This is a genomic window from Aureimonas sp. SA4125 (assembly GCF_019973775.1).
Classification (GTDB): Bacteria; Pseudomonadota; Alphaproteobacteria; order Rhizobiales; family Rhizobiaceae; genus Plantimonas.
In genome coordinates this window covers 2,132,993-2,155,848 of record NZ_AP025032.1, presented here as the reverse complement: position 1 = coordinate 2,155,848, position 22,856 = coordinate 2,132,993, and the positions used below count along the sequence as shown (strand labels likewise).

At 64.1% G+C, this 22,856-nt stretch carries 21 protein-coding genes, 2 tRNA genes and 1 pseudogene; 2 read left to right on the top strand and 22 right to left on the bottom strand.

Features of this window, described 5'->3' with window-relative positions; all coding sequences use genetic code 11:
- Position 1 precedes the first annotated feature (1 nt).
- The 20 genes and pseudogenes from nuoN to Sa4125_RS09895 form a co-directional block, all read right to left on the bottom strand.
- A complete protein-coding gene (nuoN, locus tag Sa4125_RS09990; protein ID WP_224006613.1) occupies positions 2-1,444 on the bottom strand; it encodes an NADH-quinone oxidoreductase subunit NuoN in 1,443 nt (480 codons plus the stop codon).
- Positions 1,445-1,456: 12 nt separating this feature from the next.
- Positions 1,457-2,968: an NADH-quinone oxidoreductase subunit M gene (locus Sa4125_RS09985; RefSeq protein WP_224007717.1), complete on the bottom strand. Its 1,512-nt coding sequence runs from the start codon at positions 2,966-2,968 to the stop codon at positions 1,457-1,459.
- Positions 2,965-4,971, bottom strand: coding sequence for an NADH-quinone oxidoreductase subunit L (gene nuoL, locus Sa4125_RS09980; RefSeq protein ID WP_224006610.1), 2,007 nt, complete (start codon positions 4,969-4,971; stop codon positions 2,965-2,967). Before nuoL ends, Sa4125_RS09985 begins: the two co-directional genes overlap by 4 nt.
- A gap of 6 nt (positions 4,972-4,977) precedes the next feature.
- Complete coding sequence (nuoK, locus tag Sa4125_RS09975) at positions 4,978-5,286, bottom strand: NADH-quinone oxidoreductase subunit NuoK (RefSeq protein ID WP_224006607.1); 309 nt, start codon at positions 5,284-5,286, stop codon at positions 4,978-4,980.
- 22 nt (positions 5,287-5,308) lie between these two features.
- Positions 5,309-5,929 (bottom strand): NADH-quinone oxidoreductase subunit J, encoded by a 621-nt coding sequence (locus Sa4125_RS09970; protein WP_224006604.1) that lies wholly within the window; start codon positions 5,927-5,929, stop codon positions 5,309-5,311.
- A gap of 137 nt (positions 5,930-6,066) precedes the next feature.
- Positions 6,067-6,558: an NADH-quinone oxidoreductase subunit NuoI gene (gene nuoI, locus Sa4125_RS09965; protein ID WP_224006601.1), complete on the bottom strand. Its 492-nt coding sequence runs from the start codon at positions 6,556-6,558 to the stop codon at positions 6,067-6,069.
- 3 nt (positions 6,559-6,561) lie between these two features.
- Positions 6,562-6,774, bottom strand: coding sequence for a hypothetical protein (locus Sa4125_RS09960; RefSeq protein WP_224006598.1), 213 nt, complete (start codon positions 6,772-6,774; stop codon positions 6,562-6,564).
- Entirely contained in the window at positions 6,774-7,823 is a 1,050-nt protein-coding gene (gene nuoH / locus Sa4125_RS09955) for an NADH-quinone oxidoreductase subunit NuoH (RefSeq protein ID WP_224006596.1), read from the bottom strand. Before nuoH ends, Sa4125_RS09960 begins: the two co-directional genes overlap by 1 nt.
- Positions 7,824-7,834: 11 nt before the next feature.
- A complete protein-coding gene (gene nuoG, locus Sa4125_RS09950) occupies positions 7,835-9,910 on the bottom strand; it encodes an NADH-quinone oxidoreductase subunit NuoG (protein WP_224006593.1) in 2,076 nt (691 codons plus the stop codon).
- A 10-nt stretch (positions 9,911-9,920) separates the two neighbouring features.
- Positions 9,921-10,130 (bottom strand): hypothetical protein, encoded by a 210-nt coding sequence (locus tag Sa4125_RS09945; protein WP_224006591.1) that lies wholly within the window; start codon positions 10,128-10,130, stop codon positions 9,921-9,923.
- 29 nt (positions 10,131-10,159) lie between these two features.
- Positions 10,160-10,468 (bottom strand): pentapeptide repeat-containing protein, encoded by a 309-nt coding sequence (locus Sa4125_RS09940; protein ID WP_224006588.1) that lies wholly within the window; start codon positions 10,466-10,468, stop codon positions 10,160-10,162.
- Positions 10,469-10,471: 3 nt separating this feature from the next.
- Complete coding sequence (nuoF, locus tag Sa4125_RS09935; protein WP_224006585.1) at positions 10,472-11,785, bottom strand: NADH-quinone oxidoreductase subunit NuoF; 1,314 nt, start codon at positions 11,783-11,785, stop codon at positions 10,472-10,474.
- 32 nt (positions 11,786-11,817) lie between these two features.
- Positions 11,818-13,254, bottom strand: a complete 1,437-nt coding sequence (nuoE, locus tag Sa4125_RS09930) for an NADH-quinone oxidoreductase subunit NuoE (protein WP_224006581.1) — start codon at positions 13,252-13,254, stop codon at positions 11,818-11,820.
- A 95-nt stretch (positions 13,255-13,349) separates the two neighbouring features.
- Complete coding sequence (locus Sa4125_RS09925) at positions 13,350-13,943, bottom strand: Uma2 family endonuclease (RefSeq protein ID WP_224006578.1); 594 nt, start codon at positions 13,941-13,943, stop codon at positions 13,350-13,352.
- Positions 13,944-13,981: 38 nt separating this feature from the next.
- Entirely contained in the window at positions 13,982-15,172 is a 1,191-nt protein-coding gene (locus tag Sa4125_RS09920; protein ID WP_224006575.1) for an NADH-quinone oxidoreductase subunit D, read from the bottom strand.
- A gap of 1 nt (position 15,173) precedes the next feature.
- The gene (locus tag Sa4125_RS09915; RefSeq protein ID WP_224006572.1) at positions 15,174-15,602 is read right to left on the bottom strand and encodes a GFA family protein; all 429 of its coding nucleotides are present in this window, start codon (positions 15,600-15,602) and stop codon (positions 15,174-15,176) included.
- An 8-nt stretch (positions 15,603-15,610) separates the two neighbouring features.
- A complete protein-coding gene (locus Sa4125_RS09910) occupies positions 15,611-16,204 on the bottom strand; it encodes an NADH-quinone oxidoreductase subunit C (RefSeq protein WP_224006569.1) in 594 nt (197 codons plus the stop codon).
- Positions 16,205-16,240: 36 nt separating this feature from the next.
- A pseudogene (locus Sa4125_RS09905) lies at positions 16,241-16,717 on the bottom strand (NADH-quinone oxidoreductase subunit B family protein); the annotation flags it as partial.
- Positions 16,718-16,812: 95 nt separating this feature from the next.
- Positions 16,813-17,178 (bottom strand): NADH-quinone oxidoreductase subunit A, encoded by a 366-nt coding sequence (locus tag Sa4125_RS09900; protein ID WP_224006565.1) that lies wholly within the window; start codon positions 17,176-17,178, stop codon positions 16,813-16,815.
- Positions 17,179-17,715: 537 nt separating this feature from the next.
- Positions 17,716-17,792, bottom strand: a tRNA-Asp gene (locus tag Sa4125_RS09895).
- A gap of 500 nt (positions 17,793-18,292) precedes the next feature.
- Between Sa4125_RS09895 and Sa4125_RS09890 the strand changes: the two genes are divergently transcribed.
- Entirely contained in the window at positions 18,293-20,203 is a 1,911-nt protein-coding gene (locus Sa4125_RS09890; RefSeq protein WP_224006562.1) for a potassium transporter Kup, read from the top strand.
- Between the two features lie 633 nt (positions 20,204-20,836).
- Here Sa4125_RS09890 and Sa4125_RS09885 read toward each other — a convergent pair.
- Positions 20,837-21,121 carry a hypothetical protein gene (locus tag Sa4125_RS09885; RefSeq protein WP_224006560.1) on the bottom strand — a complete coding sequence of 95 codons (285 nt, stop codon included), beginning with the start codon at positions 21,119-21,121 and terminating at the stop codon, positions 20,837-20,839.
- 228 nt (positions 21,122-21,349) lie between these two features.
- Positions 21,350-22,351 (bottom strand): sensor histidine kinase, encoded by a 1,002-nt coding sequence (locus Sa4125_RS09880; protein ID WP_224006558.1) that lies wholly within the window; start codon positions 22,349-22,351, stop codon positions 21,350-21,352.
- A gap of 365 nt (positions 22,352-22,716) precedes the next feature.
- On the opposite strand from Sa4125_RS09880, the gene Sa4125_RS09875 reads away from it, so the two are divergent.
- A tRNA-Val gene (locus tag Sa4125_RS09875) sits at positions 22,717-22,792 on the top strand.
- The last annotated feature ends 64 nt before the right edge of the window (positions 22,793-22,856 follow it).

Genomic DNA, 22,856 nt, shown 5'->3' with positions numbered 1-22,856 from the left:
ACTAAAAGAATGTCGCCGCCGCAGCTTCAGCGGCCGCCAGCAGCGAAGGGCCGACGAAGAGGTAGATCGGGAAGACGAAGATCGCAGAAATCGCCAGCACCGCCCGGAGCTCGATGGTCATCGGCAGGAAGCCTTCCGCCGGCGCGTCGAACCACATCACCTTGACGACGCGCAGGTAGTAGAAGAGCCCAATGGTCGAGGCGATGACGCCGATCACCGCCAGCGGCACGAGGCCTGCGCCGACGGCGGCCATGAAGACGTAATACTTGCCGATGAAGCCGACGAGCGGCGGGAGGCCGGCGAGCGAGAGCATCAGGACGGTCAGCCCCAGCGCCATCATCGGATTGGTCTGCGACAGGCCCGACAACTGGTAGATGTCCTCAACCTGCCCGCCCTTGCGCCGCATGGCGAGGATCACCGCGAAGGTCCCCGCGGTCATGGCGACATAGGTCGCCATGTAGATGAGAACGCCGCGAACGCCGGCGGCATCGGCTGCAGCAAGCCCGACGAGGGCATAGCCCATGTGGCCGATGGACGAGTAGGCCATCAGCCGCTTGATGTTGTTCTGCCCGATCGCCGCGAAGGCGCCGAACCCCATGGATGCGATGGAGATGAAGACGATGACCTGCTGCCAGTCGGCGGTCAGCGGAGCGAAACCCTGGATGGTGAAGCGCGTCAGCAGCGCCATGGCCGCCACCTTCGGCCCTGCGGCGAAGAGCGCCGTCACCGGGGTCGGCGAGCCCTCGTAGACGTCCGGCGTCCACATGTGGAAGGGCACGGCGGAAATCTTGAAGGCAAGGCCCGCGAGCACAAAGACGAGACCGACGACGAGACCGACCGAGCGTCCCTCGGCCGTCAACGCAGCCGCGATCTCGGCAAAGCCGACCTGCCCGGTGAAACCGTAGACGAGCGAGGCACCGTAGAGGAGCATGCCCGACGAAAGAGCGCCGAGGACGAAATACTTGAGGCCGGCCTCGGTCGAACGTTCGCTGTCGCGGTTGAAGGCGGCAAGCACGTAGAGCGCGAGCGAGGAGAGTTCCAGACCGAGATAGAGCGCGACCAGATCGCCGGCGGAGACCATCAGCATCATCCCGACCGTCGCGAGCACGACCAGCACCGGGAACTCGAAGCGATCGAGACGGTCGCTGGCCGAGGAGCCGCGCGCCAGGAGAATGGCGACGGCCGAGCCGACGAGAACGAGGACCTTCATGAAGCGAGCGAAGGCGTCAGAGATGAAGGACCCGCCGAAGGCGATGCCATTGGGCGTCGCCAACACCAGCCAGAAGCCGGCAATGACGATGAGCACCACGCTCAGCATGGCGATCATGCGGGAGCTTTTGTCGCCGATGAAGACGCCGAGCATCAGGAGAGCCATGCTGCCGACCGCGAGGATCATCTCGGGAGCGACGAGCGGCAGGCTGGCGGAGAGGAAGTCGGGTGTCATCATCGTCTCCGGCTACTTTGCCATCGCGAGGGATTGGGCAGCCTCGATGGCGGCGGAATAGTTGGAGACGAGGGCCTGGACAGAGGCCGCCGTCGCATCGAGCACCGGTGCCGGATAGACGCCGAAGAAGATCGTCAGCACCGCCAGCGGATAAAGCAGCACCTTTTCCCGCGTCGACAGGTCGAGGATCTGCTTCAGGTTCTCCTTCTCCAACGCCCCGAAGATCACGCGGCGGTAGAGCCAGAGCGCGTAGCCGGCAGACAGAATGACGCCCGTCGCGGCGAAGATCGCCACCCAGCTGTTCACCTGAAAGACGCCGAGAAGCGTCAGGAATTCGCCGACGAAACCGGAGGTGCCGGGGAGACCGACATTGGCCATGGTGAACAGCATGAAGACGGTCGCATAGGCCGGCATGCGGCTGACGAGACCGCCATAGGCGGAGATCTCGCGGGTGTGCATCCGGTCGTAGACGATGCCGACGCAGAGGAACAGCGCGCCCGAGATGAGACCATGCGAGAGCATCTGGAAGATCGCCCCCTGCACGCCCTGCTCGTTCGCCGCGAAGATGCCCATGGTCACGAAGCCCATGTGGGCGACCGAGGAGTAGGCGATCAGCTTCTTGATGTCCTGCTGCATGAGCGCCACCAGCGAGGTGTAGATGATCGCCACCACAGAGAGGGTGAAGACGAGCGGCGCAAAGTCGGCCGAGGCAAGCGGGAACATCGGCAGCGAGAAGCGGATGAAGCCGTAGCCGCCGAGCTTCAGAAGGATGCCCGCCAGGATCACCGAGCCTGCCGTCGGCGCCTCGACATGCGCATCCGGCAGCCAGGTGTGGACCGGCCACATCGGCATCTTGACGGCGAAGGAAGCAAAGAAGGCGAGCCAGAGCCAGGTCTGCATCGATGCCGGGAACTGGAAGGCGAGTAGTTCCGGGATCGAGGTCGTTCCTGCCGTCCACGACATCGACATGATGGCGACGAGCATGAGGACGGAGCCGAGGAAGGTGTAGAGGAAGAACTTGTAGCTGGCATAGACCCGGCGCTTGCCGCCGAACACGCCGATGATCAGGAACATCGGGATCAGGCTGCCCTCGAAGAAGACGTAGAACAGCACGATGTCGAGCGCGCAGAAGACGCCGATGACGAGCGTTTCCAAGAGCAGGAACGCGATCATGTAGGTCTTCAGCCGGGCCGCGATGGTCTCCCAGCTGGCCAGGATGCAGATCGGCATCAGGAAGGTGGTGAGGATCACGAACAGCATCGAGATGCCATCGACGCCCATGTGATAGCCGATGCCGCCGACACCCAGCCACTCGACGTCCTCGACCATCTGGAAGCCGGCAAGCGAATTGTCGAAGCCGGTCCAGATCAGCAGCGAGACGAGAAAGGTAATGACCGTCGTGACCAGCGCGATGCGCCGGATGTTCGTGCGCGCAGCCTCGTCGGAGTCACCGGTGATGGCAATCAGCGCCACGCCGACCAGGGGAAGGAAGGTGACGACGGAGAGTATCGGCCAATCCATCAGCGTGCTCCTCCGGCCATCATCCAGGTGACCATGGCGGCGATGCCGATCAGCATGGCGAAGGCGTAGTGATAGAGATAGCCGCTTTGCAGCCGGACCACCCGGCCCGTGACGTCGACGACGCGGGCCGATACGGCATCGGGACCGTAGCGGTCGATGATGCCGACATCGCCGGTCTTCCAGAAGAAGTTGCCAATGGCCTTGGCCGGGCGGACGAACAGGAAGTCGTAGAGCTCGTCGAAGTACCACTTGTTCAGGAGGAACTGGTAGAGGCCGCGATGCTGCGCGGCGAGCCGCTTCGGCATTTCCGGAGAGCGGATGTAGAAGACGTAGGCGAGGACGAAGCCGATCGCCATCGCCACGGTCGGCGAGAAGGCCGCCCAGAACGGCGTCTCGTGGATATCGTGCAGGATGTGGTTTTCGGCTGACGTGAAGAGCGCGGCGTTCCAGAACGTCTCGTAGCCCTCGCCGATGAAGTAGGGCTCGAAGACGATGCCGGCAAAGAGCGCGCCGACGGCCAGCACGAACAGCGGCACGAGCATCACCATCGGCGATTCATGCACGTGGTGCATGACCTCGTGCGACGCCCGCGGCTTGCCGTGGAAGGTCATGAAGATCAGCCGCCAGGAGTAGAAACTCGTCAGGAGCGCGGCGAGGACCGTCAGGACGAAGGCGTAGCCGGCCCAGGCGTTGTGGGCGGCAAAGGCGCTCTCGATGATCGCGTCCTTGGAGAAGTAACCGGCCGTGAACGGGAATCCCGTGAGCGCCACGGTGCCGATGATCATCATCCAGTAGGTCTTCGGGATGTGCTTGCGCAGTCCGCCCATGTTGCGCATGTCCTGCTCGCCGCCCACCGCATGGATGACCGAGCCGGCGCCCAGGAAGAGCAGTGCCTTGAAGAAGGCGTGGGTGAAAAGGTGGAAGACCGCCGGCCCGTAGGCACCACAGCCGAGCGCCACGAACATGTAGCCGAGCTGCGAACAGGTCGAATAGGCGATGACGCGCTTGATGTCGGTCTGCACGAGCCCGATCGTCGCGGCAAAGATTGCCGTCGTCGCACCGATGAAAGTGACGAATGTCAACGCCGTCGGCGAGAGTTCGAAGATCGGCGACATGCGGGCGAGCATGAAGACGCCGGCGGTGACCATCGTCGCGGCATGGATCAGCGCCGACACCGGGGTCGGGCCTTCCATGGCGTCCGGCAGCCAGGTGTGCAGACCGATCTGCGCCGACTTGCCCATGGCGCCCATGAAGAGGAGCAGGCAGGTGACCGTCAGCGCTGCGCCGAGCGGCAGCGAATAGCCGGCGAAGTTGAGCACGGAGGCCCCTGTCGCCGCGGCCTCCGCGGTTCCCGCCGCATGCTCGCCGCCGCCGCCGCCAAGCTGCGCCGCCATGTCGGCCGCGCCCGCGAAGATCGTGTCGAGATTGGCCGAGCCGAACAGCACGAAGACGCCGAAAATGCCGAGGATGAAACCGAAATCGCCGACTCGATTGACGATGAAGGCCTTCATCGCGGCCGCGCTCGCCGAGGGCTTCTTGTACCAGAAACCGATGAGCAGATAGGAGGCGAGACCGACCCCCTCCCAGCCGAAGAACATCTGGACGAGGTTGTTGGCCGTCACCAGCATCAGCATGGCGAAGGTGAAGAGCGAGAGATAGGCGAAGAACCGCGGCTGGTGCGGATCATGCGACATGTAGCCGATGGAGTAGACGTGGACGAGCGCCGACACGGTGTTGACGACGACGAGCATCACGAGGGTCAGCCGGTCGATCCGGAGCGACCAGGAGACGTCGAACGTGCCGGACTGGATAAAGGTCAGGAGCGGAACGCGCAGCGTTTCGCCCTCGCCGAAGCCGAAGGAGATGAAGCCGATCCAGGACAGAACCGCCGCGACGATGAGAAGGCCCGTCGTGATGTATTCCGACATCTTCGCGCCGAGCGAATTGCCGAAGAAGCCGACGATGAGAAAGCCGAGGAGCGGCAGGAAGACGATCGCTTGATACATCGACGATCAGCCTTTCATCGTGTTGACGTCTTCGACCGCGATCGAACCGCGGTTGCGGAAGAAGACGACGAGGATTGCAAGGCCGATCGCCGCTTCCGCGGCGGCGACGGTCAGGATGAAGAGCGCGAAGACCTGGCCGACGAGATCGTTGAGGAAGGCCGAGAACGCAACGAGGTTAAGGTTCACCGCCAGGAGGATCAGCTCGATCGACATCATGATGGTGATGATGTTCTTGCGGTTGAGAAAGATGCCGAAGACGCCCGTGACGAACAGGATCGCGCCGACGGTCAGAAAATGTCCGAGACCGACTTCCATGGTGTTTTTCCTTGCCTCGAAACTACCGGAGACCCTGTCCGCTCTCGACCTTGCGGATCTCGATCGCCGTCGCGGGGTTGCGCGCCACCTGATCGGGGATCGACTGCCGCTTGATGCCTTCCTTGTGGCGCAGCGTCAGGACGATCGCCCCGATCATCGCGACGAAGAGGATCAGGCCGGCAACCTGGAAGAAATAGACGTAGCGGGTGTAGAGGATGAAGCCGAGCGCCTCGATGTTCGACGTGACGTCCAGAGACGGCGTCGGGTAGGCGGTCGTCGTGGCCAGGGTCGGCGAATAGACCGTCCCCGTCACGGCGACGATCAGTTCGGCAAAGAGGACGAGGCCGATGATGGCGCCGATCGGCGCATATTCCAGCGCGCCCCGCTTCAGGGCGGCGAAGTCGACGTCGAGCATCATGACGACGAAGAGGAAGAGCACCGCCACGGCGCCGACATAAACGACGATGAGGATCAGCGCGAGGAACTCGGCGCCGGTGAGAAGGAAGAGGCCGGCGGCGCTGACGAAGGTCAGGATCAGGAACAGCACCGAATGCACCGGATTGCGCGACAAGACGACCATGACGGCCGAAAAGACCGTCACCACCGAAAACATGTAGAAGAACAGTGCCTGCAGGCCCAGCATCGTCGGGCTCCCTCGTCTGGTCGGTCGTCGTCTGCGAGCCCATGGCCGGCGAGCGGCGCGAGATCTTGGCGGGCGGATGGTCAGTAAGGCAGCATGTCGGCGCGTCGCCTCAGGCGACTCCCCTACTCGCTGCCGGATTAGCGGTACGGCGCGTCGAGCGCAATGTTGCGGGCGAGTTCCTGCTCCCAACGGTCGCCATTGGCGAGCAGGCGCTCCTTGTCATAGTAGAGCTCTTCGCGGGTTTCCGTGGAGAACTCGAAGTTCGGCCCCTCGACGATCGCGTCGACCGGGCAGGCTTCCTGACAGAAGCCGCAATAGATGCACTTCACCATGTCGATGTCGTAGCGCACCGTGCGCCGGGTGCCGTCGTTGCGGCGCGGGCCGGCCTCGATGGTGATGGCCTGTGCCGGGCAGATCGCCTCGCAGAGCTTGCAGGCGATGCAGCGTTCCTCGCCGTTCGGATAACGGCGCAGCGCATGCTCGCCGCGAAAGCGCGGGCTCTGCGGGTTCTTCTCGAAGGGGTAGTTGATCGTCGCCTTCGGCGCGAAGAAGTAGCGCATCGACATGCCGAAGGCTTTGACGAACTCGATCAGGAACAGCGACCGGATGGTCTGGGTGACGGCGCTCATAAATCAGCCTCCAAGGCTGGAAGTGGACAGGCTCGAAGCGACGATCGGACCGACAAACCAGCCGACGATCGGAAACACCACGAGCGACATCATGCGAATGATCTTGAGCGGACCGCCCCGGCTGCCGGCGCTGTTGCGGGCGGCGGCGCCGAGGACGACGAAGTCCGCGATGCCGATGGCAAGCCCGACGACTGCGCCGATGATCGCCGCCGTCATCAGGCCGGACCCCAGCCAGTGAGCTTCAGCACGAACGCGACGACGACGACCATGCCGAGCGAGATCGGCAGGAACACCTTCCACCCCAAGCGCATCAGCTGGTCGTAGCGGTAGCGCGGGACGAAGGCCTTGACCATCGCGAACATGAAGAAGACCAGCGCGACCTTGGCGAGGAACCAGATGACGCCGGGCACCCAGGTGAAAGGGGCGAAGGCGAACGGGGGCAGCCAGCCGCCGAGGAAGAGGATCGTCGTCAGGCAGCACATCAGGGTGATGGCGGCGTATTCGCCGAGCATGAACATCATGTACGGGGTCGAGCCGTACTCGACCATGAAGCCGGCGACGAGCTCGGATTCGGCCTCGACGAGATCGAAGGGCGGCCGGTTCGTCTCGGCGAGCGCCGAGATGAAGAAGATGATGAACATCGGGAAGAGCGACAGCCAGTGCCAGTCGAGGAAACTGCCGGGCAGGCCGATCATCGTGCCGACGCCGGTCCCTTGCGCCAGAACGATGTCGGTGAGGTTCAGAGATCCGACGCACAGGAGGACGGTGACGATGACGAAGCCGATCGAAACCTCGTAGGAGACCATCTGCGCCGCCGAGCGCAGGGCGCCGAGAAAAGCGTATTTCGAGTTCGAGGCCCAGCCGCCCATGATCACGCCATAGACCTCGAGCGAGGAGATGGCGAAGATGTAGAGGATGCCGATATTGACGTCGGCGATCACCCAGCCCTCGGCCACCGGCACGACCGCGAAGGTCGCCAGCGCCAGCGTCACCGCCACGAGCGGGGCGAGCAGGAAGACGAACTTGTCGGCCGAGGCCGGGATCACCGGCTCCTTGAGAACGAATTTCAGGAGATCGGCAAAGGACTGGAAAAGACCCCAGGGCCCGACGACGTTGGGTCCCCGGCGCATCTGCACCGCGGCCCAGATCTTGCGATCGGCGAGGAGGATGTAGGCGATGAGGACGAGAAGCACGACCAGGAAAAGGACGCTCTGCGCCAGAATGACGATGCCCGGCCAGGCATAGAGGGTGAAGAAATCCGACACGTCCGGCCTTCCTATTCCGCTGCTTCGAGTTGGTCGGCCTGGGCCAGCCGCGAGCATTCCGCCATCACCTTCGATGCCCGCGCGATCGGGTTCGTCAGGTAGAAGTCGCCGATGCCGGAGGCAAAGGCGCCGCCGGTCAACGCGCCTGCACGGTCTGCCAGCGCCGTGATGACGGAGGAATCGGCGACGGTGACGGCGTTCGAACGGAAATGCGCGTGGGACTGGTACATCTCCTGCCGCAGCGCGGCAAGCGAGTCGAAGGGCAAGGGCTTGCCGAGGACGGCAGACAAAGCGCGGAAGATGGCCCAGTCCTCGCGGGCATCGCCCGGCGGGAAGGCGGCGCGGCTGCCGGTCTGTGCCCTGCCCTCGACATTGACCCAGGTCCCGGACTTCTCGGTATAGGCCGCAGCGGGCAGGATGACGTCGGCGCGGTGCGCGCCCTTGTCGCCATGCGTGCCGGTGTAGACGACGAAGGGCCCAGCCGCGATGTCGATCTCGTCGGCGCCGAGGTTGAACAGGAGGTCGACACCGCCGGTCGCCATCTCGGCCGCGGTCTGGCCGCCCTCGCCCGGCACGAAGCCGATGTCGAGGCCGCCGACGCGCGAGGCGGCGTTGTGCAGCACGTTGAAGCCGTTCCAGCCCTCGCTGATCGCGCCGATCTCACGCGCCAAAGCGGCGACGGAGGCGAGCACGGCCGCACCATTGGGACCGGACAAAGCGCCCTGCCCGACAATGACCATCGGCCTGGCGGCTGCCTTCAGCGCCTCATAGAATTCGTGGCTGGCGCCGTCGATGCTGGACAGCGTATCGGTGCCGGCCCCCAGATAGACCGCGTCGTAGCGCAGGTCGGTGTTCTCGCCGATGACGCCGATCGGAAATCCGCCGAGCCGCCAGCGCTTGCGGATGCGCGCGTTGAGGACGGACGCCTCGAAGCGCGGATTGGCGCCAATGATGAGGAGCGCGTCGGCATCCTCGATCCCGGCGATGGTCGTGTTGAAGAGGTAGGACGCCCGGCCGTCCGCCGGATCGAGCTTGGCGCCGTCCTGGCGGCAGTCGAGATTGGCGGAGCCGAGGCCCTCCATCAACCGCTTCAATGCCCACATGTCCTCGACCGCGGCGAGATCGCCGGCAATCGCGCCAATTTTGCCGACGGCCGAGGCGTCAACCTTCGCCTTGATGGCCGCAAAGGCCTCCGGCCAGGAAGCCGGCTGCAGGCGGCCGTCGCGGCGGACATAGGGCTTGTCGAGGCGCTGCGTGCGCAGACCGTCCCAGACGAAGCGGGTCTTGTCGGAGATCCACTCCTCGTTGATAGACTCGTTGATCCGCGGGAGAATGCGCATGACCTCGCGGCCGCGCGTGTCGACGCGGATAGCCGAGCCGACGGCGTCCATGACGTCGACCGTCTCGGTCTTCGACAGCTCCCAAGGCCGCGCCTGGAAGGCATAGGGGCGCGAAGTCAGCGCGCCGACCGGGCAGAGGTCGATGACATTGCCCTGAAGCTCGCTGCTCATCGCCTTTTCGAGATAGGTGGTGATCTCCGCGTCCTCGCCGCGACCGATCAGGCCGAGCTCGGAAATGCCGGCGATCTCGGTCGTGAAGCGGACACAACGGGTGCAATGGATGCAGCGCGTCATGATCGTCTTGACCAACGGGCCGATGTACTTGTCCTCGACGGCGCGCTTGTTCTCGCGGTACCGCGAGGAGTCGACGCCGAAGGCCATGGCCTGGTCCTGCAGGTCGCACTCGCCGCCCTGGTCGCAGATCGGGCAATCGAGCGGATGGTTGATCAAGAGGAATTCCATCACGCCCTCGCGGGCCTTCTTCACCATCGGCGTGTTGGTGAAGATCTCCGGCGCCTCGCCGTTCGGGCCTGGCCTGAGGTCGCGCACGTTCATGGCGCAGGACGCCGTCGGCTTCGGCGGTCCGCCCTTCACCTCGACGAGGCACATGCGGCAGTTGCCGGCGATCGACAGGCGGTCGTGGAAGCAGAAGCGCGGAATCTCGACGCCCGCCTCTTCCGCCGCCTGCAGCAGCGTGAAGTGGTCGGGAACTTCGATCTCGGTGCCGTCGACTTTAAGTTTGGCCATCAGCTTCTTCTCAATGTGTCGCGTCTGTCAGTTCAGGACGCCGCTCGATCCGCTGGATCCGCTCGTCCAGCCGATCGATCCGACGGTGAACGCCAGCCAAATTCTCTTCCACGGCAGTCAGCCGTACTTTGACGTCGTGAAGCTCTTCCAAACCGCGATCCAGCTTGGTGTCCATCCGACGCAACATTGCGAGGACCAGATTGCCGGGTACGTCGCTCACAATGGCACCTCCCTCTCTGGTCACTTGTCCTATGCCTTGGACTTTGCCGCGGCGTGAGCCGCCAGCAGCGCCGCGATGTCGATGCCGTTGATCGTCATGCCCTCGACCTTGACGTTCTCGAACACCGCGTCGGTGAGGTTGGCGTTGGTGAAGCGCGCCTCGGTCATGTCCACATCGGTGAAGACGATCTCCGCCAGATCGGCGTTCGAGATTTCCGCCCCGGAGAGGTCGACGTTCTCGAAGCGCGTCTCCGACATGTCGGCATCGGAAAACAGCGAGCTCGAAATGTCGGCCTTCTGCACCGTCAGGACGTCGGCCTTGCCGATGATCTCGGTCATGCCCTACTCCGCCGCCTGCAGCATCACGGGACGATTCGGCGCGGGCACCTTGTTGGCCGAGAACTCGTCGATCCGCCGCTCCACCTCGGCACGGAAATGGCGCATCAGGCCCTGGATCGGCCAGGCCGCCGCATCGCCGAGCGCGCAGATGGTATGACCCTCGACCTGCTTGGTGATGTCGAGGAGCATGTCGATCTCGCGCTTTTCGGCATTGCCGACGACCATGCGTTCCATCAGCCGCCACATCCAGCCGGTGCCCTCGCGGCACGGCGTGCACTGGCCGCAGCTCTCGTGCTTGTAGAAGTAGCTGAGCCGGGCGATGGCGCGGACGATGTCGGTCGACTTGTCCATGACGATGACGGCGGCGGTGCCGAGCGAGGTCTTGATCTCACGCAGACCGTCGAAGTCCATCTTGCAGTCGATGATGTCGGCAGCCGGCACCAGCGGCACCGAGGAGCCACCGGGAATGACGGCCAGAAGGTTGTCCCAACCGCCCCGGATGCCGCCGCAATGCGTCTCGATCAGCTCGCGAAAGGTGATGCCCATCTCCTCCTCGACCGTGCAGGGACGGTTCACATGGCCGGAGATGCAGAACAGCTTCGTGCCGGTGTTGTTGGCCCGGCCGAGGGCGCCGAACCAGGCGCCGCCACGGCGCAGAATGGTCGGCGCGACGGCGATCGACTCGACGTTGTTGACGGTGGTCGGGCAGCCGTAGAGGCCGACATTCGCCGGAAAGGGCGGCTTCAGCCGCGGCTGGCCCTTCTTGCCCTCGAGGCTTTCGAGAAGCGCCGTCTCCTCGCCGCAGATATAGGCACCGGCGCCGTGGTGGACGTAGATGTCGTAGTCCCAGCCGCACTTGTTGTTCTTGCCGAGAAGGCCGGCCTCGTAGCACTCGTCGATGGCGAGCTGCAGGGCCTCGCGCTCGCGGACGTATTCGCCCCGGACGTAGATGTAGCAGACATGCGCGCCCATCGAGAAACCGGCGATGACGCAGCCCTCGATCAGCGTGAACGGATCGTTGCGCATGATGTCCCGGTCCTTGCAGGTCCCGGGCTCGGATTCGTCGGCATTGACGACGAGGTAGTGCGGACGTCCGTCCGACTCCTTCGGCATGAAGGACCATTTCAGGCCGGTCGGAAAGCCCGCGCCGCCGCGTCCGCGCAGGCCCGAAGCCTTCATCTCGTTGATGATCCAATCGCGGCCCTTGGCGATGATCTCGCCGGTGCCGTCGAAATGGCCGCGACTCATCGCGCCCTTCAGGCTCTTGTCCTTCAGGCCGTAGATATTGGTGAAGATGCGGTCCTTGTCCTGAAGCATCTAGATCCTCCTGGTCCGTCTCTGCGTCCGCATCACTTTGTCTCCGCCCGGGCGACGAGCAGTCCCGCCTGCCGGATCCAGTTCTCCCGGATGGCGCGTCCGCGGAAGTTCAGGAAATTGTCGATCCAGACCAGGTTCATCGGCGTCCAGGCGGCGATCTGGCGGAAGTGAAAGACGCCGAGGTCGTTCAACTTGCTCTCGATCACGGGGCCGATGCCGCGGATGACCTTGAGGTCGTCCTTCTGTCCGTCGGCAAGCGCCAGGAGACCGCCGGGCTTTTCGCCCGCCTGCTGCGGGCCGTCGCCTTCCAGCGTCGAGCCGGCAGAGCCCGCGGCTTGCCCCGCGTCGTCTTTCGCCTCGAAGTGGTCGGTGGCGGCGGGTCCCGGCAGCACGTCGTCGCTGACGCGGTTGGCCTCTGCCGGCCCATCGCCTGCGGCCGGCGGGGAAGCCGTCACAGCCTCGGAACCCGGCCGCCGAACATCCGGCACGACGGCCGCCTCGGCCGCCCGCTCCTGGCTCTGCAGCCTGCCGTCGCGCCGAACTTCGTCGCCATCGGGCGAGGTCCGCGCGGCGCTTTCGCCACCCGATTCCTTGCCGCCAGCGCCCGTCGGCCCGTCGACTTCGCCGCCGGTCGAGCCGGCATGCGGACGGCTGGCACCAGCGGACGGGTCGATGGCGGTTTCTGTTTGCTGGCCGGCAGTGCCGCCTGTGCCCTTGCTCATGCCGACGAGGCTCGGATCGGTCTCGGCAGCGCCCGTGCGTGGACGGCCCGCATTGGACTCCTCGCCCTCGACGCTCCCACCGGCGCCGGGGCCCTGCGGCGCTGCCCCTGCTGCGGGGCCGCCCTCGGCAGGGGGCGAGGCCTTCTCTTCCAGCAGCGTCGTCGGTCCACCCTCCGGCGCCGACAGCTGCCGGTCGATCTGCGGGCCGACAGGGATCGCCTCGCCGCTTTCGAAACCGTCGATGATGGCTTCCAGACGCTCGGGCGTCAAATCCTCGTAGGTGTCCTTGAAGACCATGATCATCGGCGCGTTGACGCAGGCCCCGAGGCACTCGACCTCTTCCCAGGACAACGTGCCGGAGGCGTTCGGATGGAACTGCTCGGCATGGATCTTCGACTTGCAGACCCGGATCAGTTCGTCCGAGCCGCGCAGCATGCAGGGAGTTGTCCCGCAGACCTGGATGTGGGCTCGGGTACCGATCGGCTTCAGCTGGAACTGGGTGTAGAAGGTTGCGACTTCCAGAACGCGGATCAGCGGCATCTTCAGCATGCCGGCGACATGCTCGATGGCGGCCTTGGTGACCCAGCCGTCCTGTTCCTGCGCGCGCATCAGCAAGGGAATGACGGCCGACTGCTGACGGCCTTCCGGATATTTCTGGATGGTGCTCTCGGCCCAGTTGGCATTGTCGGCCGAAAAGGCAAAGCCGGCGGGCTGGACGCTATCTTCCGCGAGACGTCTGACGGACATCGGACCTCGGCTTCTCTGGTTTGTTTCTAAATCGCATTGCTGCGCCGCGTTCTAACATAGGATCGGCAAAAGGCCAGTGGCCGAAAGCCGCAGGGTCAAGGAGCCGAAGCATCCTCGGGCGCCGGGTCGACGAAGAAGTCGGCTGCCGCCACGACAAGTCCCGGGGGCGACAGTTCGATGATCGCCTCGCGCCCCAGGATGCGGGTCTCGATCGTGGCTCCGGCGCTCGATCGAAAGTGGTGAACGATCCGCCCGTCATCGCCGTAGACGATCATGTAGTGGAGAATCGACATGACCGAGAAATAGTCGATCAGCTTTCGGTCGACATCCGTCTTGACGCTCGACGGCGAGATCACCTCGACGACGACGACCGGGTTGGGAGCGAACAGGGAATTGCTGTCATAGTGTCCGCACTGGACGACCACGTCGGGATCGCGCACATTGTGGTCGCTTATCCTGACGCTGACTCCGTCCGGAAACGCGCGGCAGTCCAGCTGGGCGCCGGCGATGGCGTTGCGAAGCGCCAGCCATACCGCCGCCTTGGTCTCCGCGTGACTCACCCGCTCGCACTGCAGCCGGTAGGCCAGCCCCTCCACGAGCTCGTAGCGCTCGCCCTCACCCCAGCTCTCGGCCCAGGTGTAGAAGGCGTCGGCGGTCATTTTTTCGGATCTGGCGGGCTTCGGAATCATGGCGTCATCCTAGCACGTCCCGATCCCCGCCATCGATCCTAGCGGTCCACCTCGCCGAACACGATGTCGAGCGAGCCGAGGATGGCCGAGACGTCGGCCAGCATGTGCTTGCGGCACATGAAATCCATGGCCTGGAGATGGGCAAAGCCCGGTGCCTTGATCTTGCAGCGATGCGGCTTGTTTGTGCCGTCCGCGACGAGATAGACGCCGAACTCGCCCTTCGGCGCCTCGACCGCCGCATACACTTCCCCGGCAGGAACGTGAAAGCCTTCGGTATAGAGCTTGAAGTGATGGATCAGCGCTTCCATCGAGCGCTTCATCTGGGCGCGCTTGGGCGGCACGATCTTGCCCTCCGTCGCCGCGATCGGGCCGGTGCGCTCGGTGCCCGACAGGCGCTCGACGCACTGCTTCATGATCTTTGCCGATTCGCGCATCTCGACCATGCGGATGAGGTAGCGATCGTAGCAGTCGCCGTTCTTGCCGATCGGAATGTCGAATTCCATCTCGTCATAGCACTCGTAGGGCTGCGACTTGCGCAGGTCCCAGGCGGCGCCCGAACCGCGCACCATCACGCCGGAAAAGCCCATGGCCCAGCAGTCGTCGATGCCGATCACGCCGATATCGACATTGCGCTGCTTGAAGATGCGATTCTCGGTGAGAAGCCCCTCGATGTCGTCGCAGACCTTCAGGAACGGGTCGCACCAGGCGCCGATGTCGTCGACGAGCTTCTGCGGCAGATCCTGATGGACCCCGCCGGGGCGGAAGTAGGCGGCGTGCATGCGCGAGCCGGAGGCGCGCTCGTAGAACACCATCAGCTTCTCGCGCTCCTCGAAGCCCCAGAGAGGCGGCGTCAGGGCGCCGACGTCCATGGCCTGCGTGGTGACGTTGAGAAGATGCGAGAGGATGCGACCGATCTCGGAATACAGCACGCGGATCAGCTGCGCGCGCTTCGGCACAGACACTTCCGTCAGCCGCTCGATGGCGAGGCAGAAGGCATGCTCCTGGTTCATCGGTGCGACATAGTCGAGCCGGTCGAAATAGGGGATCGCCTGCAGGTAGGTCTTTGCCTCGATCAGCTTCTCGGTGCCGCGGTGCAGGAGGCCGATATGCGGATCGACGCGCTCGACGACTTCGCCGTCGAGCTCCAGCACCAGCCGCAGCACGCCATGCGCCGCCGGGTGCTGCGGGCCGAAATTGATGTTGAAGTTGCGGACGTCGATTTCAGCCATGTTACGTTCCCTCGCCGGCAAAGGCCGCGATGAATTCTGCGCCCGTCATCTTCTTCGTCGGATTGGCGAAGGCGTAGACGTCAGGCTTTTCGTCGACGAATATCTCACTGGCAAAGGTGAAGCCGGAGGGCTCGTCGAGCGCTTGGAAAGACACGACCGCGGCACTGCCGTCCTGCATCCGCCAGATCAGGTTGGAGCCGCAGGTCTTGCAGAAACCGCGTTCGCCGTAGTCGGAAGAGCGGTAGATGCCGAGCCCTTCGTCGTTCTCGATCGTCAGGCTCGCGCAGTCGACGGCGAGAAAGACGCCACCCGACCAGCGGCGACAAATGCTGCAGTGACAGGCGGCGAATTCGTGGGCGGCAACCGTTGCCGTAAAACGAACGCTGCCGCAGAGACAGCCGCCGGAAAGACTGGAACCCGCTCCGCTCATGTCGACCCTCAGCTCAGCTTTGCCTTCTCGTCGCCCGGCAGCACGTAGTCGGTGCCTTCCCATGGCGACAGGAAGTCGAAGTTACGGAACTCCTGGCGCAGCGCCACCGGCTCGTAGATCACCTGCTTCAGCGCCTCGTCGTAGTGCACCTCGACGAAGCCGGTGAGCGGAAAGTCCTTGCGCAGCGGATGGCCCTCGAAGCCGTAGTCGGTGAGGATGCGGCGAAGATCGGGATGGCCGGTGAAGAGGATGCCGTACAGGTCGTAGGCCTCGCGCTCGAACCAGTCGGCACCGACATAGACCGCCGTCGCCGACGGCACCGGATTGTCCTCGCTCGTGCGGACTTTGACCCGGATCCGCTTGTTCTGGCGCGGCGAGAGAAGGTGGTAGACCACCTCGAAACGGTCTGCGCGGGCGGGATAGTCGGCGCCGCAGATGTCGACGAGAGCGACGAACTCCTGACCTGGCGCGTCACGCAGCAGGGTCAGCGTCTCGATGATGTCCGAGGCGTCGACGATGATCGTCAGTTCCCCGAAGGCCGTGATCGATTCGCCGAGCTTGTCGCCGAGCAGGTCGCTGATGTTATCGGCAAATTCGTTCATCGGACGCGCGAAGCCCCTTGTCTCATGATGCAGCGACTAGCGCTCGATCGTTCCGGTGCGGCGGATCTTCTTCTGCAGCAGCAGAACGCCATAGAGAAGTGCCTCGGCCGTCGGCGGGCAGCCCGGGACGTAGATGTCGACGGGGACGACCCGGTCGCAGCCGCGCACCACCGAATAGGAATAGTGATAGTAGCCGCCGCCATTGGCGCATGAGCCCATCGAGATGACGTAGCGGGGCTCGGGCATCTGATCATAGACCTTGCGCAGCGCCGGGGCCATCTTGTTGGTCAGCGTGCCGGCGACGATCATGACGTCCGACTGGCGCGGTGAAGCGCGCGGCGCGAAACCGAAACGTTCGGCGTCGTAGCGCGGCATCGACATCTGCATCATCTCGACGGCGCAGCAGGCCAGGCCGAAGGTCATCCACATCAGCGATCCCGTCCGGGCCCACTGGATGAGATCGTCGGTCGAGGTGACGAGGAAGCCCTTGTCGGCCAGCTCGTCATTGATGTCGGTCAGGAACGGATCGGGCGCGCGCGGCACCTGCAGCGCGCTGGAGCGGCTGCCGGCTTCCACCGAGGCGGCGCGCAGGAAGGTCTCTCTATCGGTCAGTCCCATTCGAGGGCGCCTTTCTTCCACTCGTAGATGAAGCCGATTGTCAAAACGCCCAGGAACACCATCATCGACCAGAAGCCGAACCAGCCGACAGCGCCAAACGAGGCGGCCCACGGAAACAGGAAGGCGACCTCGAGGTCGAAGATGATGAAGAGGATCGACACGAGGTAAAAGCGCACGTCGAACTTCATGCGCGAATCATCGAAGGCCTCGAAGCCGCACTCATAGGCCGACATCTTCTCGTCGTCCGGCGCGCGGAAGGCCACCAGAAACGGGGAGACCAGGAGCGCCAGGCCGATGAACAGTGCTACGCCGACGAAAATGACGATCGGCAGATAGGAAGCGAGAAGTGTGGGCATCGGCGATCCCAATGATGCGGCGGCAGCGGCTCCGACCGCGCTGGCGGTAGGACAACCGGGCAGAATGACGTCGTCGGCAAGGGGACAAATAGGCGTCCACCACACCGAATTCGATGCGAAATCGGGTCGCACCGACCGTCTCTTGCAATGCGGCGAGAACTAGACCCTTCAATCCGAGAGCGCAAGCATCCCTCACGGTCGCGGCTGCCGGGAATTCAGCCGTTGTCGCAGAGTTGAGACACGCTCGGCCGCCGAGCGCCTCGCCTTCGTCGACATCGTCACGACGGCACCGTGTCACCGTGTCACCGCGCGCGGGTCGGGGATGGTCTGCATGAGTCGAAGCCTTGCCCCCGCCGGGGCCAAAGCCTTGCCCCGTTCAAGCCGCATGACAACAAGAGATCAACACATGCAGCGACACTGCCGGACAATCTGTCCGGTAGTGCCGCTGCATGAAACTTAAATGTCGCAAGAACGAACTTGTCAAAGTTCAGGAGCTTCAGTCTACTTCCATTGCCTGATACGACAATGGAAGTAGACTGGCGCGAGTGACGGGGCTCGAACCCGCGACCTCCGGCGTGACAGGCCGGCACTCTAACCAACTGAGCTACACCCGCGCTCCAGGCCGCTTGCGGCGGCTTGTGGCGCTGATCTACGAGACGACCCCTGCCCTGTCAAGCGCGATATCGGCAAATGCGAAGAGGGCCGGCGATTAATCGAACGGGCCGGGAATGGAACGGAATGCAGCAAGGACGATTGCTGACCGGTCCTTTAGTGGAGTGCCGGGATGCGTCGGCAGGGCAGCATTCCGTCGATGCATCTCGCAACGATTAAAGCGCCGGGCGAAAAAGTGGAATCCGGTTTTTCGCAGCATCCGGCGCGGCAAGCAAAGACCTAGAGTCTCGGGCGATCTCGATAAATCGCCCGAGACTCTAGCCGGGCAGATTCGGCAACGAGACGCCCGGTTTGCGGCGAAGGCGAATTCTGTTACTTCGCAATGCACAAAAAGGGAGGCACCGGCGCTTCACCTCCCTTTCGGCGATGGCAGCACCTTCATGACGCGGGGCGCCGTGACCTATATCCACACTCCGCTGCCGTTTGAGAAAGCCGTCGCCGCATGACCTTCGACAGCACCGCCGAGTCGGACGCCGCGCTTGCCGACATCGCCGAGCCGCATCACCCCAAGCGCAGCCTGCCGGTCCTCATTCTCGGCAGCGTCGGCATTGTCTACGGCGACATCGGTACCAGCCCGCTCTACGCGATGAAGGAATCGCTCCTCCATGTCGGCGGCGCACCGTCGACGCAGGAAATCGTCGGCGTCGTTTCGCTGCTGGTCTGGTCACTGATCGTCGTCGTCACGATCAAATATGTCGTCCTGATCCTGCGCGCCGACAATCACGGCGAAGGAGGCGCGCTCGCGCTGATGGCGCTCACGCAGCGCGCCCTGTCGAAGCCCAGCACCACCATTCTCGTTCTCGGCACCCTCGGCGCCGCCCTTTTCTACGGCGACGCGATCCTGACGCCGGCGATCTCGGTTCTTTCCGCCGTGGAGGGGCTGAAGGTCATCTCTCCCGCCCTCGGGGCCTATGTGATCCCGATCTCGCTGGCGCTGATCGTCGCGCTCTATGTCGTTCAATCCTACGGCACATCGAGGGTCGCAGGCTTCTTCGGCCCGATCATGTCGCTGTGGTTCGCGTCGCTGGCGCTCATCGGAATCACGCATCTCATTGCCAATCCCGCGATTCTCGCCGCGCTCAACCCGATCAACGGGCTGTGGTTCATGACCAGCCACGGTATCGTCGGTTTCACCGTCCTCGGCTCGGTCTTCCTCGCCGTCACCGGGGCCGAGGCGCTCTATGCCGACCTCGGGCATTTCGGCAAGAAGCCGATCCGCTACGCCTGGCTTGCCATCGTCGCGCCGGCACTGCTCCTCAACTATCTCGGCCAGGGTGCCTTTGCCCTGTCGGAGCCGGCGGCGATCCCGAACCTGTTCTTCCTGTCGGCGCCGGAATGGGCGCGTCTGCCGCTGGTGCTGCTGGCCACGGCCGCCACGATCATCGCCGGCCAGGCGGTCATCACCGGCGCCTTCTCGCTGACCCAGCAGGCGATCCAACTCGGCCTCCTGCCCCGCCTCGAGATCGAGCACACCTCGGCGTCTGAACGCGGACAGATCTACCTGCCGACGATCAACTGGCTGATGCTGGCGGGCGTCGTCGCGCTCGTCCTGTCCTTCGGCTCGTCTTCCGCCCTCGCCTCGGCCTACGGAATCGCCGTCACCGGCACGATGGTCGTCACGAGCCTCATGGCGATCGTCGTCTTCGCGCGCGGCTGGAAATGGGGGTTTGGCCTGGCGCTGGCGGTGGTGCTGCCGTTCCTTGCGATCGACAGCGCTTTCCTCCTCGCCAATCTCCTGAAACTGCTAGACGGCGGCTGGCTGCCTCTGCTCATCGCCGCCGTCATCATGATGCTGATGGCGATCTGGATGCGGGGCACGCGCATCGCGACCCGCAAGGCGGTCGAAGGCAGCGAAACCATGGTCCATTTCGCCGCGGCGATGAAGCGCTCATCGGTCATCCGGGTTTCGGGAACGGCGATGTTCATGACGAGCGCACCGACGATCGTGCCGGATGCCCTGCGCCATAACCTCAAGCACAACCACGTCCTGCACGAGCGCAACGTGATCCTGACCGTTCGGACGATGTCCTCGCCCTATGTCGCGGAGGCCCGCCGGGCGAGGCTTCAGAAACTCGACGACAGCTTCTGGATCCTGGAACTGCGTTACGGCTTCCTCGAGGAGCCCAACATCCTGAAGGCGCTGATTCATGTGCGCGAAGGGGTGAAGTTCGACATCATGTCGACGACCTTCTTCGTCGGTCGTCGCTCCATCAAGGCCGGGCGCGCCAGCCTCATGCCGCGCTGGCAGCGCGCCATCTACATCAAGATGGCCCGCCATTCCTACGACGCCATCGACTATTTCCAGATCCCGGCAAACCGCGTCGTGGAACTCGGCACCCGGGTCAATCTGTGAACCGGCGTCAGCGCGGGCCGCTGGGCTTCCTTGCCCTGCCTTGAACCGCGCCGAGGCGGGTCGATCTGCGGCACAGCGTCAAGTCTTGGGAATCCGAGTGTTATCCGGCTTGCGCCCGTATCGTCGTGCTTGATGTCAGCCGGCTGAGCCGCCGCAGTTGAGGACTCGTCGCGGATCGTATTGCAAAAGCCGGTTCCCGACATCATCGCGGCGGCGCTTGAAAGATCGGTGCAGACGTCGCCGATGCCGTCGTCGTCGGGGACAGCCCCCACGATGTCCAAGCGGTCGCCAATTCGGCCTTCACACGATTGCCCTCCGCAATCGCGGCTTCGGCGCTCGCACGCTCCCGAAAGCCGGCGCCGGGGCGATCCATGACATCCCTGCCGACCTGTTGGCGCGACGAGACCTCGCCGCTCACTTCTGACGCACCAGGGCAGAAGCGCCTACAGCATCAACGGGCCGCGTGATGGGGGGAACTTGGTCATTGGGGCCTCGGCGAGCCGCGCGGCGGTGACCGTCGCCACCCCTGTTCTAAAGCGATATGGGTTTTCTTCGAATCGCCGTCCCGCTTTAGTCCTTTGTTTCCGCATGATCTCTTTCCGAAAGCCGGAAGCCACCTTTCGGGATCATGCTCTAGTGGGAGCGCGCGCATCGACGCAAAACGGGCTGCCCACGCCTTGCCACCTCCGACTCCAGTCGATCGTGGATCGCCGCCACTTCGTCGAACTCCCTCTGGCCAAGCGCTGCCCACACGGTCCGGGCAGCGGGTGTCACGAGGGAGTGGCGAAACTCGCGGCAGGACCGGAGCCAGCGCGCACATTCTTCGGCCATTTCCCGAAGCTCGTTTTCATCGATGGCGCCGAGACGATCGAGGTCGGTGCGCTCGATCGCTGCGGGAAGATAGGATTTTTCGACCATCGTTACCGTTTCCGTCAGACAGAAGCACTCAATCGGCTCGCGGCATACCCGTTCCATGCCGCGGCCTATGATTGCCGAAAATGTCCTAACTAATTGGTAACCAAGACCGGGATGAACTGCGGAGCCATGGCGCAGACACCCCTGCCCGCGATCGGCGAGCGGGTGGCGTGTTGGCCCTAAAAAGCCGGATCGGTTGATGTCAGCAGGCGGGGAACATCCCCGTTCGCGTCACTTGGCGAGTGAACTCGCCTGGACCGTCAGCGTGACAACCAGCCCCTCGGGCTGCCAGTCATAGGTGATCGAACCGCCCAGTTGACCCGTGACGCTGCGGTCGATGAGTTTTCTTCCATAGCCCCGCATGCATTCCTGGATTTCCGTCGTTGGACCGCCCCGCTCCGTCCAGACGATGACGACGTCTTCCCCTGGAGAATCGCACGAGACATCCAGGGTTCCGGAATCGGCTGACAGCGCGCCGTGCTTCACCGAGTTCGTCGCCAGTTCGTGAACGACGAGGGCCAGCGTGTTGGCGGCGGCCTCGCCGACCCCCATCCGCGGGACGGAAACACGGATCCGGCCGCTGAACGCCCCGAGGTCGTCATACGGCGCCAGAAGAACGCTCAGAAGGTCGCCGAGAAGAGCGGCGGAACCCTGGTTGCCCGGCAAGGGCCGAACGAGGTCATGCGCGCGACCCAGCGCCGTCAGCCTCTGCGTCAGTTCCCGCGCCATCTCGGCCGACGTCTCGGTCGACCGCGACGTGATGTTGGTGAGGCCCGTGGCGATCGCGAGGAGATTCTTCACGCGGTGGCTCATCTCGCCGGCGAGCAACTCGTTGCCTTCCTCGGCCTGCTTGCGGCCGGTGACGTCGAGAAAGACGCCGAACATGGTCCGGTCGAGAATGTCGGCATCGCTCCCCTGCCCTCTGGCCGAGATCCACCGGAGTTCATCGCCGATCATGATGCGAAAATCGATCTCATATGGACCGACAATGGCGCGCGTCGCCGCGAACGCCGCCCGCACCCTGTCCCGATCGGCCGGATGGATATGCACCGACAGATCCTCGAAGGTGACGCCATGACGATCGGGCAAACCCCAGAGTTCGATCGAACGGTCGTCGAGTTCCAGCTCGTCGGTGTCGACATTCCACGACCACAACGCGACGCCGGCGGCCTTGACCGCGAGGCGCAGCCGCTGGGCATCCCAGCTGCCAGTGCGTCCGTCGGATTTTTGCATGTCTATTCCAATCTGGGATCGTTGCCGCATCCGGCGCCTTCGAGAGCAATCGACCCGTTGCCGGCAAAGGCGCCGTTCAGCAGGATCTGCCGCGAAAAGTAGCAGCGTTCAGATCTAGATCATGACGGGGCCGTTGGGCCAAGGCCGAAATCTGAGGCCACACGGGCTCGGGCGGGATCGCGGCCAAGGCATCCGTGGCGCTCTCGATCGGCGTAGGCGGTCGATCCTCTGCCCGGCACATCCGCAGGGAGGGCGGGCAACAGCGCGAGGCCTCGCCAATCGCAAAGCGCGGGCCAGCAATCGAGCGCTGCCGAAAAGCTTGCTTCCCGGTCCCCGATCGCCTATCTCCACCCCGCACCCCGAAAGGGCGATTAGCTCAGTTGGTAGAGCGCCTCGTTTACACCGAGGATGTCGGCAGTTCGAGCCTGTCATCGCCCACCATCCCCTTGCCGGGTGATTTCAGCTCGGGCCCTTCGGGGTTCGCCGGACGTCTGCGGCGTTGGTA